Source organism: Granulicella aggregans (genome assembly GCF_014203275.1).
Classification (GTDB): Bacteria; Acidobacteriota; Terriglobia; order Terriglobales; family Acidobacteriaceae; genus Edaphobacter.
The window spans coordinates 1153226-1167703 of record NZ_JACHIP010000001.1 but is presented as its reverse complement, the minus strand read 5'-3'; the positions used below and the strand labels follow the sequence as shown (position 1 = coordinate 1167703).

The following is a 14478-nucleotide window of genomic DNA, read 5'->3' as shown; positions in this document are numbered from 1 at the left end:
AGTCGAGCCCGCGAAGCCTCGACCCTCCTGGCGAAGCAAGATAAGAAAAACCAGACAAGAAAAACCAGATCTGCATGCATTTATCCCCATTCCATGAGGTCAACGCACATGCATCTCTTCCGGCCGGTCCTTCTGACGTTCTTCTCTTCCCGCATGCTTCGCGCTTCGCTGCTTATCCTGTTCATCGCATTGATGGCAACGTTCTCTCAGGCGCAATCGACCTTCGGTACGATTCTGGGAACGGTGAAAGATTCAACCGGTGCTGTCGTTCCCGGCGCGATGATTCTGCTTACGAATAAGGGCACTACTTCGACGCGTACAGCTACCAGTGACTCCGGCGGCGAGTTTACGCTTAGCAATATCGACATCGGCACCTACAGCCTATCAATCTCCGCGCCGGGCTTCGAGAAGTACAGCTTGCCTGAAATCGCCATCAATGCCCGCGAGTCTCGCCGCATTGAGGCTGCTTTGAAGTTGGGATCTGAGACCCAGACGGTGACGGTCGAAGAGACCGCGCAAAACGTCATCACTACCGAAGTTTCGAATCTCGCAGAGACCAAGCTTGGGACGGAGCTGGTTAGTCTTCCGGTCGCGATCTACTCGCGTTCCACCGGCTCGACGAGCCCCATCTCGACTTTGACGACAGAAGCCGGAGTGCAGACGGACGCGGGTGGGAACTTATCCGTAATGGGTGCGACGCCAGCGCTGCTTAGTCTCACCATCGACGGCATCAGCAGTGTCGGCGTGGAGTACTCCGGGCCGATCAACGAGATGTTCCCCTCCTTCAACTCGATTGAGGAGATCCGCGTTAGTGAGTCGAACAATAATGCTGAATTCTCTGGCGTCGCCGACATCACTACTGTTTCGAAGGCGGGCACGGGTGCCTTTCACGGTGGACTCTTCGAGAATCACCAGAACACGGTATTCAACGCTGGCGATTCGATTCAGGGCAGCAAGCCGAAGATCATCATGAATGACTTCGGGGGCACACTCGGCGGACCTCTCGGCATTCCACATCTTTACAACGGACGAGACCGGACCTTCTTCTTCGCCAGCTATGAAGGCTTGCGCCTGCCGCGTGAGACGCCCATCAATACCAGCGTTCCCACACTTGCGATGCGAGGCGATGGCAGCGGTTATGCCGATCTGACCGACTATCTTTCCAAGCAGGGAGTCGCGGCCATCTACGCGCCCGATGGCACTCCAATCGATGCCAGTCACGTCCCCGTAGATCCCACCGCAGCGAAGATGCTGCAGTACCTTATGCCACTGCCGAACTTCGGACCGGCAGACTCCTACTCGCAGAACTACCGCACGAACTTTCCCTCCCCCATCTCTACGAATCAGGGAGACGTGCGGCTCGATCACCGCATCACGCAGAAGCAGAGTGTCTTCGCGCGCTTTTCGTATAAGAACCGCCAGGTGATCTCCGCGCCGGACACCAGTTGTACTTTCAATTTCTGCCAGTCGGCAGGAAGCCCGCTCCAGGGCTCTTACAGCATTCCTGAGATCGATGAGGGGATGACGTTCGCGCACAACTACATCTTCACTCCGACACTGTTGAACGAGTTTCGCGGCGGATTCAACGCGCAGCATACGTCAACGACGCAGAACTACAGCACCAGCCAACTGCTGCAACAGACCGACCTTTCCGTTCCGCAGACGAACCTTGCCTGGTCGGAGGCTCCGCAGTTGCTGATCAACGGCTTCATGGCGACGGGAGGCGGTAACCCCACACGCCAGCGCAGCCAGACCGTGGAGTTGCTGGATAACGTCACCTGGAACAAGGGCCATCACAACTTCAAGTTCGGTGGAGACTTCAAACGTCTGACCGATCATGACGACAACGTCTTCGGCAACCTGAGCAGCGGATGGTATGTCTTCGATGGCTCTTCCGACACGGGCGCGACCATCGGTGATCCTTACGCTTCCTTCCTTGCTGGATATCCGGACTACACGGAGGCATCCACGATCAACAAGCCTACGATGGACGGCCTGGGCTACTCCTACGCCATCTACGGTCAGGACGATTGGAAGATCACTCCCCGGCTGACGCTCAACCTCGGTCTCCGGTATGAGCTTCACCCTCCCTTGAAGGAGACGAACTACAACACGGCGTTCTTCCTTCCTGATTACAACGGACCCGGTACCGACGGCTCGACCGTACACGGAGCCGTCGTCGTACCTAATGCCAAGGCCGAGTCGTTCGAGTCGACTGATTTTATGAACGCGATCTCGCCGACTCCCACGCTCACCGCGCAGCAGGCCCGGTTGCCGGAGACGCTTCGCTACACCTACAAGAACGACTACGGGCCGCGCATCGGCTTCGCCTGGCGTCCTTACGGTAACGACAAGATGGTGGTTCGCGGCGGCTGGGGCCGCTTCATCGAGAGCCCGCTGGGCTTCTCGCTGGTGTCCGGCTGGGCCGTCCATGCCAGCTATGTCGGCGTCTATAGCCAGTCCGTTGGCGACGATGGTGTGACGCCGCAACTCTCGCTCGCCAATCCCTTTCCCGCCCTTGATGCGGCGAGTCTCGCAGGCACGGCCGGCTTCTATTACGCATTCCCGATCCACTACAAAGATCCATCAGTCCAGCAGTGGAACATGACGGTCGAGCAGGATCTGGGCAAAGGCTACGGCTTGCGGTTCTCTTATGTTGGCAGCCACGGCTCGAACCTCGAGACCTTCGTCGACCTCAACCAGGTTCCCGCCAGCACCACACCCTACGATCCCGCGACCGTTCCCTATACCTCCTGGAGCGTCATCCAGAGCGTCGAAAATCTCGCCGAGAGCAACTACGGCAGCGGCACGGTTGAGGTCTCGCGGCGCAGCGGAAAGAATCTTACATTCGACGCAAGCTACACCTTCACCCGTGACCTTTCAGACGCCGCCGGAGCTACGCCCAGCGGCTTCGCCGGTTCTGGCGGTAACTTTGTGACGGACCGCTTTCATCCCGGGCTTGACTACGGCAACGTTAGTTACGACCGTAAGAATCGCTTCCTGGTCACGTACCTCTACGACCTCCCATTCGGCAAAGGACAGCGGTTCTTTCCGGGCAATGGCCCGATCAATACGATCATCGGCGACTGGCATCTGGGCGGAGTGACCGTGCTCCAGAGCGGCGCGTTCCTCACTCCGTACCAGTCAAGCTCTGACCCGGCCAACACAAACATCCTTACGACCGTCGGGCAGACCCACGCGGACATCCATTCTGGAGTTACGCTTTACGCTACGAATCGGACCACTACTCAGTGGCTCAATCCCGCCGCTTTCGGAATTCCCGCAGCCAATCAGGGCTCCTTCGGCAACGCTCGGGTCGGCAGTGTCGTCGGGCCGGGTACTGCAGTCTTTTCGATGTCCATGCGGAAGGACATCGCTCTCTATGAGCACGTGAAGTTTGAGTTCTCAGCCGAGGCGGCCAACGTCTTCAACCACCGCAACTATCTGCCCCCAAACATGCAGGTCGATGCGGGCAACTTCGGGCAGATTCCCGGACTTGAGTCTGCCGAGGGTGCCGGTCCGCGCAGCCTGGAACTTGCCGGTAGGATCAACTTCTAAAACCAGCACGTAGCGTCTTCGCCGTAGACCGTTTCATTCCCTATGCCGTACACTTGTCCGCTGTCGCGACAGGTGTACGGCATAGGGAATTCTACCGACTGCTCGAATCGACCGAATGAGGTCTTTTCGCAGGATGAAAGTCCAGCGAATATGGGCTACGTTACCGCTTATTCTTCCTGCGTTCACAAAGAGGCAACCGGATGTTAACGGAAATCGCCCATCCTAATTACACACAACAGGCCATTGACACGCGTCGTCGCGAGGCAATCCCGCGCAAGAGCACACGACACGGCAGAACCTTATTCACCACTTTCTGGAGACCTAGATGAGACGTATCGCCACTCTGGCAATGTTTTTGATCTTCCTTGCCTGCGCCCCCATTTCAGCTCTCGCCCAGTTCGAGACCGCGTCGGTTCTTGGATACATCCGTGACGCTTCCGGCGCTGTAATCCCGAACGCGACCGTGACCCTGACGAACCAGGAGACCAAGGCGCAGGTTGTCTCCAAGACCAACGACCAGGGAGCTTTCCAGTTCACCGACGTCAAGATCGGCCAATATCAGGTTGCGGCCGAGGCGACTGGTTTCGACAGCGCCGCCACACAGAACTTCACCGTTGCCGTCAACGCACGTCAGCGTGTAGACGTGACGATGAAGGCCGGATCGAGCACGGAGACGGTCACCGTTGACGCGAACGCGGCGTCGCTGCTTGAAACCGATAACAGCGAACGCGGCCAGGTCATCGGCACCCGCGAAGTCGAAAACCTGCCGCTCAACGGCCGTGCCTATGCCGACCTCGCCGCTCTTGTTCCCGGCGTCCGTCGCAACGTTCTCGAAAACAGCACCGACAGCAGTCGCGACGCATCCTTCAACGTTAACGGTCAGCGCAGCGAGTTCAACAACTTCCTTCTCGACGGTCTCGACAACAACGCCTACGGAACCTCGAACCAGGGCTTCTCGAATCAGGCAATTCCTCCTTCCCCCGATGCCATCTCCGAGTTCAAGGTGGAGACAGACAACTACAGCGCAGAGTTCGGCCGGTCCGCCGGTGCCGTTGTCAACGTCAGTATCCGCAGCGGTACGAACAAGTTTCACGGCAAGGCTTACGATTACATCCGGAATACGGTCTTCAATGCCATCGGGCCCTTCACTCCTCCGAACAACGCTCTCACTGGCAAGCCGCAGAAGCCGATCCTGATCCGCAACCAGTTCGGTGGTACCTTCGGCGGTCCGATCCTCAAGGATAAGCTCTTTGTCTTCGGCGACTATGAAGGTGCTCGTCTGATCCTGCGTCAGATCACCTCGGCGACGATCCCCACCTCCAACCAGGCTGGCACCAGTGCTCTCGCAATCGCCAACGGCGGCTACACCTTCCTGAGCGGTACGAGCACTGAAAACGGCGCAGCGGTGCCGCTGGTCAACCCGCTTACCGGAACCACCTATACAAACGGTGTCGTCCCATTCAACGATCCTTCGGTCTCGGCCTTCGCTAAAGGGATCCTCGCGGCCCTTCCCGCTGCAAACGTTCCCGGCGCTCCCATCACCAACAACTATGCCTCCCTGCCGCTCGATGGCCTGCATGACGACAAGGGCGACATTCGCATGGACTACACCGCCAGTCAGAAGACGACGGCATTCTTCCGCTACAGCGAGCACAAGGGCATCATCCAGGCACCCCCCGCAATCCCCGGTGCCGCTGGAGGAAACAGCAACGGGAATGTCCAGATCTTCAACCAGCAGTATGCCGGTGGCGTTACCCACGTCTTCAATCAGAACTCGATCCTCGACGCGCGTTTTGCCTACACCCACACCGATGGCGGCAAGTCGCCCTTCGGAGCATCGCTGCCCAGCCTTGAGAACGGCATCTCTGGCCTGCCCACTGATCCTCGCGTCGTTCGTAGCTTGAACGTCCAGAGCGTAAACGGCTACACCCAGTTCGGTAACCAGGGCAGCAACCCCCAGTTTCAGAACCCTACCGTCTACAACCCGAAGGTCAACTACACCTGGATCCGTGGTCGCAGCACGTATAAGTTCGGCTATGAGTACCAGGCCATCAATACTGAGATCGACGACTTCAATCCCGTCTATGGCCAGGACACCTACAACGGCTACTACAGCTACGGCGGTGCCGGCAAGGCAAACGCTCAGAACACCGGGACCAAAGAAGCTGCTGCCTTTGCAGACTTTCTCTTCGGCGCACGCGACACCTATCAGCTCAACAACTTCCTCGTCGTCCACCTGAACCAGCGGATGAACTTCCCTTACTTTCAGGACGACATCCGAGTCAGCTCGAAGCTAACCATCAACGCTGGTCTGCGCTACGAACTGGTCACGCCGCAGTGGGAGTCGAACAATCTCCTCTCGAACTTCGACCCAACGACCAATTCACTGCTCCTGGCTAAGTCCGGTTCTCTGTATGACCGCGCCCTGGTCAACATGCCGAAGCTCGACTTCGCCCCACGCTTTGGGTTCTCGTACTCTGTAGATCCGAAGACCGTTATCCGCGCTGGTTACGGCATCAACTATGCTCAGTTCAACCGCGAGGGCGGAGAGAACCTGCTCGTCTACAACCTGCCCAACATCGTCAACACAAACATCGTGCAGACGCCTCAGTTCGCTCTTTCCCCGCAGTACGAGACGGCTCCGCTGACGCCATGCACCGCGGGACAAGCTTCGGCTGCTTACGATCCCGGCAATCCAACGCCTTGCTTCCGTACCTCGTCGCAGGGATACCCAACCGGCCTCACTGGCGTCCCCGCAACGGCGGCGCAACTGGCAGCCCGCAATCTCAACACGCAGGCCCGTTACATTCCCAAGAACCTGCCCACCGGTTACGTCCAGAGCTTCCATCTGACTGTGCAACGTCAACTGGGACCTTCGACCTCGCTTGAGGCTTCGTATGTCGGAGAGCATGGCGTGAAGCTCCAGGTTCTTGCTGACCTCAATCAGGCTGCCGCCAACCCGGTTACCGCTACCTGCAACGCCACGGTGACCACCGGTTGCGTCGCATCGCTGCAAGCACGTCGTCCGATCCCGACCTTCACCACCATCGAAGAGTCGATCCCGGCTGGCTTCTTGTCCTACAACGCATTGCAGGCGAAGCTGGAGCACCGTGCAAGCCACGGTCTCTACCTGCTTGACTCGTTCACTTACTCCCGTGCGATTGATAACGCAGCCGGACACCTCGACACGCCGTTTGGGGATAACTCCCGCGTCAACCTGGCCAATATCCAGGGCGACCGCGGCGTCTCCGCCTACAATCAGCCTCTGAACAACATCCTCTCGATCGTCTACGACCTGCCTTACGGCAAGGGACGGATGTTCGGACAGAAGGCGCCTTACGCGCTCCAGCAGATACTGGGCGGCTGGCAGCTCACTGCAATCAACAGCACTAGCAGTGGCCTTCCGGTGAACATCAGCTATTCACCCAGCAGCGCGCAGCAGGTCACCGGCATCGTCACCCAGCGTCCGAACCAGGTACCTGGAATGAGGCTTGTGAATCCCAAGTCGCAGCGTGTGCGGGCGTCCAACAACACGGTGCTTGCCAATACCCTCAATTTGGCGGCGTTCTCCGTGCCAGACTTCAACCATCCGTACGGCAACGCCCAGCGTAACTCCGTGCGTTTCGATAGCTTTTACCAGACGGACATCGGACTGCATAAGAGCTTCGCCCTCTACCCGGAAGGTCTCACGTTTGACTTCCGCGCAGAGGCCTTCAACGTCTTCAACCAGACGAACTACTCCGCCCCGACCAGCAACATCAGCTCCGGAGCTTCCGGCTTCGGCGTCGTCGCTGCTGCCTCCTCCTTCCCGGCCCGTATCCTGCAGTTGGCTGGCAAGATCAACTTCTAGCCCGCATCGAACGTCAAGAGAGCATCATGATCAATCGCAGGCAGTTCACTACTCTAGCCGGCGGATCGCTCGGAACCCTGCTCACCCAGAAACTCTGGGCTGAGCGGGTCCGGGCGACGGCCTCTCCCGATAAGTTCTACTTCGCGCTCGTCGCGGACACCCACATCATCGACGACTTCTACGTTAAAGGCAGCGAGAACGGTGTCGAAGATAACGAGAGTATTCTCGTCACTACGCCCCGCCTGACCTCTGCTCGAGACCTGATCAACTCGCTGAACCCCGCCATCGAACAGGTCTTCCTGATTGGCGACTACTTCCATAACTATCCGTCGCTGGACTACGACTTTTACTTCAAGAACACTACACGGCTCGACAACGCGAAGGCCATCACGGATGGCTTCAAGATGCCGGTTCACCTTGGCTTCGGCAATCATGATTACGATGTCCATCGCGTTTCGCGCGAGATGAGCCATCGCCTCTTCGAAGCGAAGTTCAACGCCAAGCCTTACTCAGCGCTGGACTATAAGGGCTACAAGTTTATCCACCTGAATAACTTCCTCGGCAGCACGCAGGACCGCACGGCTTCAAACTTCAATCCCGGCATCGGATCGCTCGGGGAAGAGCAGCTTCACTGGTTCGAGGCGCAGCTTCAGCAGCAGAAGCCGACGTTCGTGTTCATTCACTATCCGCTGGTTCAGGACGTGCCGGCAGAGTTTGCGGACTATGGTCTTCACCCGATTCTCCGCAAGTATAAGGACACGATCCAGCTCGTCGTCTCCGGACACAAGCACAAGTGGATCGACTATCAGCACACTTATGGCCCGCAGCACTATGTGATGGCCGCCACTCGCTACGATCCCAACGCCTACATGCTGATGGAGGTCGACACGAAGCACGGCACATGGAAGTTAATGAACGCCGATCTCGTGGAGTGGGAGACACACTACAGCAAGCCTTACCGCACCGCCTGAAACTCCGGAGCTATACCTTGAAGCCGTTCTGGTCCTACGCCGCGTTGTCGGCTTTGTCCTTGTCGTGCATTCCCTCCTTTGCTCAATCGCCCGCTGTGAAACTCAATCAGATTCAGGTAATCGGCACGCATAACAGCTATCACGCTGGCATCGCTCCTAACGAAGCGAAGGTCTGGCAGGCGAAGTATGCAAAGGCATTTGCGGGGCTGGACTACAGCCACCCGGCGCTGACAAAGCAGTTCGACGGCGGCGTACGGCAGATCGAACTCGACGTCTATGCGGACAGCAAGGGCGGCCTTTACTCTCATCCTTCAGGGCCAGCGACGGCAGCAGCTGCAGGCCTGCCTGCCGATCCTGACTTCGACCCGAACCACCTGATGGACAAGCCCGGCTTCAAGGTGATGCACGTTCAGGATGTTGACTACCGCAGCAACTGCCAGCCCTTCATCGCATGTTTGGATGAGGTACGAAGCTGGTCGCACGCGCATCCTGGGCATGTGCCGGTATTCATCCTCGTTGAGACCAAGCAGGATTCGCCGAAGAGCATCAAAGTCACCGAGCCTGAGAAGTTCACTTCGTCGACGTTCGATGCCCTAGATGCTGAGATTCGTTCAGTGTTTCCGGCTGATGAGTTGATCACACCGGATGATGTGCGCGGCAGTTACCCCACGCTGGAGAAGGCCGTGCTTGCCAATAACTGGCCGACGCTCGAAGCGTCTCGAGGTAAGGTCGTCTTCCTGATGGATCAGCGCAATGTGGGACCGGTCTATCTCGAAGGGCATCCTTCGTTGAAGGGCCGCGTCCTTTTCACCAATGCCGCACCCGGAGAGCCGGACGCCGCTTTCATTGAGCGCAACGACGGCCCTGCCGAGGACATCACCGCTTTGGTTCGCAAGGGCTATCTCATCCGCGCTCGGACGGATGGGGATACGAAGGAGGCTCGCACGAACGAGACCACTCGTCGCGATGCCATGATCGCCAGCGGTGCTCAATTGTTGAGTACCGACTACCCTGCGGCAGAACCGGCGCGCTGGGCTGGCGGCTACTCCGTGTCGCTGCCCGATGGCAAGGTCGCGCGGTGCGATCCCGCGAATGCTCCAAAGTCCTGTCCGGCAGACCTCCGGAAGTAAGGCAACGTCAGCCGCGGATCAGGCTGCGTTGCCCGACTCAAAGTACAGGTAGCGGCGCCAGCTTGGATCGGCGCTGCCGATCATGCGCATGATGTGGCGCGAGGTGTGCAGGCTGAAGGGCCGGGGCTCGCGCTGCAGCCTCATCTCGGTCAGTTCATGCAGCATCTGGTTGCCCTTGCGACGGTTGCAGTCGTGGCAGCAGGCGACCAGGTTCTCCCACGTTGACAGACCGCCCCGGGACCGTGGAATGACGTGGTCTAGCGTAAGCTCGCTCGCGGTCAGAATCACACTGCAATATTGGCAGCAGTTGCGGTCGCGCAGCAGGATGTTCTTGCGTGAGAGCGCCCGCGTCTGGTGGGGAATGCGACGGTACTCCAGCAGCCGGATCACGCTGGGCATGGCCACGCGCATGCGAGCGGCGTGCAGCATAGAGCCCTGCTCCTCTTCGGTCTTGGCCACTCCCTTTAGGACGAGCACGAGAGCCCGCCTCGCGCCGCAGATGTTGATCGGCTCGTAGGAAGCGTTCAGCACCAGCACCGGCGTCTGCATCGGCGGTTGTCGAAAGACGCCGGCGCGGACTTCAATCTCGGTTGTCGGGGTGCGGCCGTGGAGCATGGCGTGGCACTTGCCGCCCACTCGTTGCTTGCGTGTCTTCGATGCTTGCATCCAAATCCTCCGCTTCGTTCTAAGGCTGAAATCTTTAGAAATTCGAGTTCGTGAAATCGGCTTGATCTGCTGGCCATCGATCTCTGGCGCTATCCGAAATCGCGCGCACCGGAATCCCACAATGCCACTTGCTCCTTTTGAGCGCGAGCCAGCGTGGCGACCCAGACGCGTCGTGCGCCCGCTTTTATAAGCGCTTGTGAGCAGGCCCTGGAGGTCGCTCCTGTCGTATAGATATCGTCGATCAGGAGCACGTCCGCGCCAGCCAGAGCATTGGTTTCGTCGAAGACCTTGAACGCTCCAATGAGATTTCTGCGGCGGCCCTTGTCGCTCAGATTGAACTGACTCTCCGTGGCCTTCACGCGCTTCAGCAGGCCGTGCTTTGCCTTCAGATTCCAGCCCGGGCGGAGCTTCCGTAAGTTGACGATCGCTTCATCCGCCAGCGCCTCTGCCTGATTGAAGCCGCGCTGACTGTGGCTTCCGGCAAAGAGTGGAACAGAGATTACGCTTGCACGACCGGTCCATCCTTCTGCCCGCTCGAACATAAGGATTGCCAGCGCCAGCTTGGCTGCCAGCGGTCTCGCCAGCGATCGCACGCCGTCGTACTTCAGCAGGTGGAGCATCTCGCGCAACTCGTCCTTGTAGACGCCGTAGGCGACAGCGCGCTCAAAGGATGGAGGGACGAAACGACAGGGCGAACACAGCAGCCCCTCGGTAGGAGAGTTGCCGAGAAACCGGTCGCTCTCCATGCCCAGCGCTTCACCGCAGACGCGACATAACGCAGACGCAACCGTCTGCGATTGTGGACGAAGTTGCGACAGGCAGAGGTCGCAGATAGGAATGTCTTGGGGGGAGAACTCAGCATGCAGCAGGGAAGCGCCGCACGCACGGCAATCAGCCGGAAAGAATGTCATTACAAGGTCATCGAAGACGGAAGAAGCGGCTCGCGCTGGACTTCGAAGTACGCGCACCACCGCGCGCCATTCCATCGTGCCACGAGGCGGATTGGCCAGCAGGTTGCCTGGCGGGCCGCCGGGTGGAGCCCCCGCGGACACATCGAGCGCATTGTCCTTCATGCTTTCGCTGAAGACGCACCTCACTCGCTGGCGCTCCAGGTCGATCAGACCGCGCCATGGACGCAGTATAGCCTAAGCAGGGCGCTGCGCCAATGAATATGCCTCGGTTGCCGTGATGCCGGTACCCAGCGCGGAACTGTATTCTTGATCCGATGGCAGAGAAGAAGAAGAGCGAACGAAGCCGCAATCGTCCGCGGCGGCTCCCGGCCCGCGATGAATTTACTGTCGGAACCGAAGACCATCTCCTTACCGGTTCGCCGCTTGAAGACCTCTGCTTTACGAATCTCGATCTCTCCAGCCGCCGCATTCCGGCTCTCCGGGGAGGCAACCTGATCTTTGATCGGGTTTCGTTCGCGAACTCGGAGATCGCCGTGCTTCGCCTCTTCGACGTGAGTTTCGTGGGCTGCGATCTATCGAACGCGATGCTGCGCGCCTGCGAGGCCACGCGCGTCGAGTTTGTGGACTGCAAACTTACTGGGCTCAACGCTTTTGGCTGCCGCTTCGAAGATGTCCTGATGGAGCGCTGCGACGCCAGCTTCAGCCATCTCAGCGAGGGACGCCTTCACCACTGCGAGATCGTCAGTAGCCAGTTCCGTGAGGCTGCGCTCAACGGGATGAGCTTCGAAGGCACCCGCATGAAAGATGTCGCACTTCGCAAGGCTGATCTCGCAGAGGCAAATCTCTCCGGGCTCGATCTGTCCACCTGCGACATTGCGGAGATCTCGCTTCGCGTGACCGATCTCCGGGGCGCGATCGTCAGTCCAGCCCAAGCCATGGACCTTGCGCGGTTCCTCGAGGTTGTCATCAGGTAGGTGTGAAGTTGATTCATCCTGATACACTTCGCTCCATGCCGCCATCGTCTACCGCAAAGACCACGTTCAAGCCCTTCGTCGCCGCGACCGAGACTCGCCCCGAACTGACCGCCCGCGCGCTTATCCTTGGGGCCTTTTTCGGCGTCCTGTTTGGCGCGGTCACGGTCTATGTCGGGCTACGCGCGGGCCTGACGGTCGCAGCCAGTATTCCGATCTCGGTGCTCTCCATCTCCATCCTGCGGGCCTTCGGCAAGGCCAGCATCCTCGAGAACAACATCGTCCAGACGACCGGAAATGCCGGGCAATCCATCGCTTCGGGCGTCATCTTCACTCTGCCGGCGTTGATCTTTCTGGGCTTCGATCTTGAGAGCACACGCATCTTTGCCTTGGCGCTCTTCGGCGGCTGGCTCGGCGTCCTCTTCATGATCCCGCTTCGCCGCCAACTCATCGTCGAAGAGCACGGCACCCTCATCTATCCCGAAGGCACCGCCTGCGCCGACGTCCTGATCGCTGGAGAGCGTGGCGGTTCATTTGCTTCACGGGTCTTCTTCGGCCTCGGCCTCGGCGCCCTCTACACGCTCTTCCAGAACGAGAACATCTTCGCCCTCTGGCCATCCACCCCGAACTGGCAACCCTCCTTCGGGCGGCAGGAGATTCTCAAGGGCGCGGCCATCCGCGCGGATGTTACGCCGGAGTATCTCGGCGTAGGCTACATCATCGGGCTGCGTGTCTCGGCGGTCATGTTTGCAGGCGGATTCTTCTCGTGGCTTGTGCTGCTTCCGGCGATCTATTTCTTCGGCTCGCATATGACCGGCCCTCTCTACCCCGGCACCATTCCCATCCACGACATGAGTCCCTCTGACCTCTGGAAGACTTACGTCCGGCCTATGGGAGCGGGAGCAGTCGCTACCGCGGGCGTCATCACGCTGATGCGTACCGCGCCAACTATTGTCAGCGCGCTCACCGAGGGCCTGAAAAACATCGGCAAGAACAAGGGCGTCGCCATCACCCCGACGCGCACGACGCACGATCTCCCGCCCATCGTCGTGCTAGGTGGCTCGGTCGTTCTCATCTTGTTGATGTTTCTATTCCTTCAGTTCCATCCCGTCCCGGGGGCGCAGGTCGGGCCGCTCGCCAACATCGCAGCTTCGCTGCTGGTCGTGGTCTTTGGATTTTTGTTTGTTACAGTATCTGCTCGCATCGTTGGTATCGTTGGCAGCTCGGCTTCACCTGTTTCAGGAATGACAATCGCGACTCTCATGGCCACGTCCGCGATCTTCCTGGTCAAAGGCTGGACGGCTCCTGCCTTCGGAGCGCTTGCCATCACCATCGGCGGCATCGTCTGCATCGCCGCCTCGAACGCCGGCGACACCGCGCAGGACCTGAAGACCGGCTACCTTATCGGTGCAACACCCTGGAAACAGCAACTCGCGCTGATGATCGGCGTCATCGTCAGCGTCTTCTCCATCGGATTCACGCTCAACGCCATGAACAAGGGCTTGGAAGAGTTTCAGCGGCTACCGAACCCCATCGCCTTCTCACTCTCAAATCTGCCCGACGGTGTCCAGAATAACGGTGCCTTCTCTCGAGACCACATCACTCTTATCGGCCATGTTTCCACCTCGCCGAGAACCGCGCCCGCAGCTGGCGGAGCCTCTATCGCCACTGGGCTCCCCCCTAAAGCGATCTCCCAAGGCAAAGAGGAAGTGACCGGTGCCCGCCAGCTCATCCTGCTGAACGCCATCGGATCCACAACGCTCGAAGACGGCAAATATCTCTACAACCCCGAAACGAAGCAGATTGAGATTCAGTGGGTTCAAGGCATCGGCTCGGAGAAGGCCGCCGCGCCGCAGGGCCGTCTTATGGCGACTGTTATTAACGGCATTCTCACGCAGAAGCTTGCGTGGGGCCTGGTCCTGCTGGGCGTCGCGCTGGTAATCGTGGTTGAACTGCTCGGCGTTCGCTCGCTCACCTTCGCTGTTGGCGCGTATCTCTCCATTGCCACGACGCTTGCCATCCTGGTCGGCGGCGTGATGCGCTGGATGGTCGACCGCGCCATGCTGCACCATGCGGCAAAGCTTGCTGCCACCAACCCGGATGTGATCGACCCCGCCACCGGACTTCCAGTCCCCACGAGTGTCACCCCCGCACTCGATACCGAATCCGAAATCTCCCCCGGCAGTCTATACGCCTCTGGTCTGATCGCCGCTGGCGGCATCGTTGGCTTGCTCGGCGTCGCCATCAAGCTTTATGAGGCGGCCACCGATCGACCGCTCCCGCGCTTCTCAGACCACAACCCGCTGCATCAGGACTGGGTCAGTGTCCTCATGTTCGGCCTGCTCGCCTTCAGCCTCTATTACTTTGCGCGCAAGCCCTTGGATACAAAATAGGGTTAGACCCACTCATCGACAGGTCTTA

General features: G+C 59.1%; 8 protein-coding genes. 6 read left to right on the top strand and 2 right to left on the bottom strand.

Going from position 1 to position 14478, the window contains the following annotated elements; genetic code table 11:
• Positions 1 to 108: 108 nt before the first annotated feature.
• From HDF16_RS04905 to HDF16_RS04890, 4 genes are all read left to right on the top strand, one after another.
• Positions 109 to 3558 carry a TonB-dependent receptor gene (locus tag HDF16_RS04905; RefSeq protein WP_184213978.1) on the top strand — a complete coding sequence of 1150 codons (3450 nt, stop codon included), beginning with the start codon at positions 109 to 111 and terminating at the stop codon, positions 3556 to 3558.
• A 325-nt stretch (positions 3559 to 3883) separates the two neighbouring features.
• Complete coding sequence (locus tag HDF16_RS04900) at positions 3884 to 7408, top strand: TonB-dependent receptor (protein WP_184213977.1); 3525 nt, start codon at positions 3884 to 3886, stop codon at positions 7406 to 7408.
• Positions 7409 to 7434: 26 nt separating this feature from the next.
• Complete coding sequence (locus HDF16_RS04895) at positions 7435 to 8379, top strand: metallophosphoesterase family protein (RefSeq protein WP_184213976.1); 945 nt, start codon at positions 7435 to 7437, stop codon at positions 8377 to 8379.
• Positions 8380 to 8396: 17 nt separating this feature from the next.
• Positions 8397 to 9509, top strand: a complete 1113-nt coding sequence (locus HDF16_RS04890) for a phosphatidylinositol-specific phospholipase C1-like protein (RefSeq protein WP_246408650.1) — start codon at positions 8397 to 8399, stop codon at positions 9507 to 9509.
• A gap of 18 nt (positions 9510 to 9527) precedes the next feature.
• Here the strand turns inward: HDF16_RS04890 and HDF16_RS04885 are convergent, their stop codons facing one another.
• The gene (locus HDF16_RS04885) at positions 9528 to 10175 is read right to left on the bottom strand and encodes an HNH endonuclease (RefSeq protein WP_184213974.1); all 648 of its coding nucleotides are present in this window, start codon (positions 10173 to 10175) and stop codon (positions 9528 to 9530) included.
• Positions 10176 to 10264: 89 nt separating this feature from the next.
• Positions 10265 to 11248: a ComF family protein gene (locus HDF16_RS04880; RefSeq protein WP_184213973.1), complete on the bottom strand. Its 984-nt coding sequence runs from the start codon at positions 11246 to 11248 to the stop codon at positions 10265 to 10267.
• 152 nt (positions 11249 to 11400) lie between these two features.
• Between HDF16_RS04880 and HDF16_RS04875 the strand changes: the two genes are divergently transcribed.
• Together HDF16_RS04875 and HDF16_RS04870 are read left to right on the top strand one after the other, a co-directional pair.
• Entirely contained in the window at positions 11401 to 12060 is a 660-nt protein-coding gene (locus tag HDF16_RS04875; RefSeq protein WP_184213972.1) for a pentapeptide repeat-containing protein, read from the top strand.
• 35 nt (positions 12061 to 12095) lie between these two features.
• Positions 12096 to 14450, top strand: coding sequence for an OPT family oligopeptide transporter (locus tag HDF16_RS04870; protein ID WP_184213971.1), 2355 nt, complete (start codon positions 12096 to 12098; stop codon positions 14448 to 14450).
• Positions 14451 to 14478 lie beyond the last annotated feature (28 nt).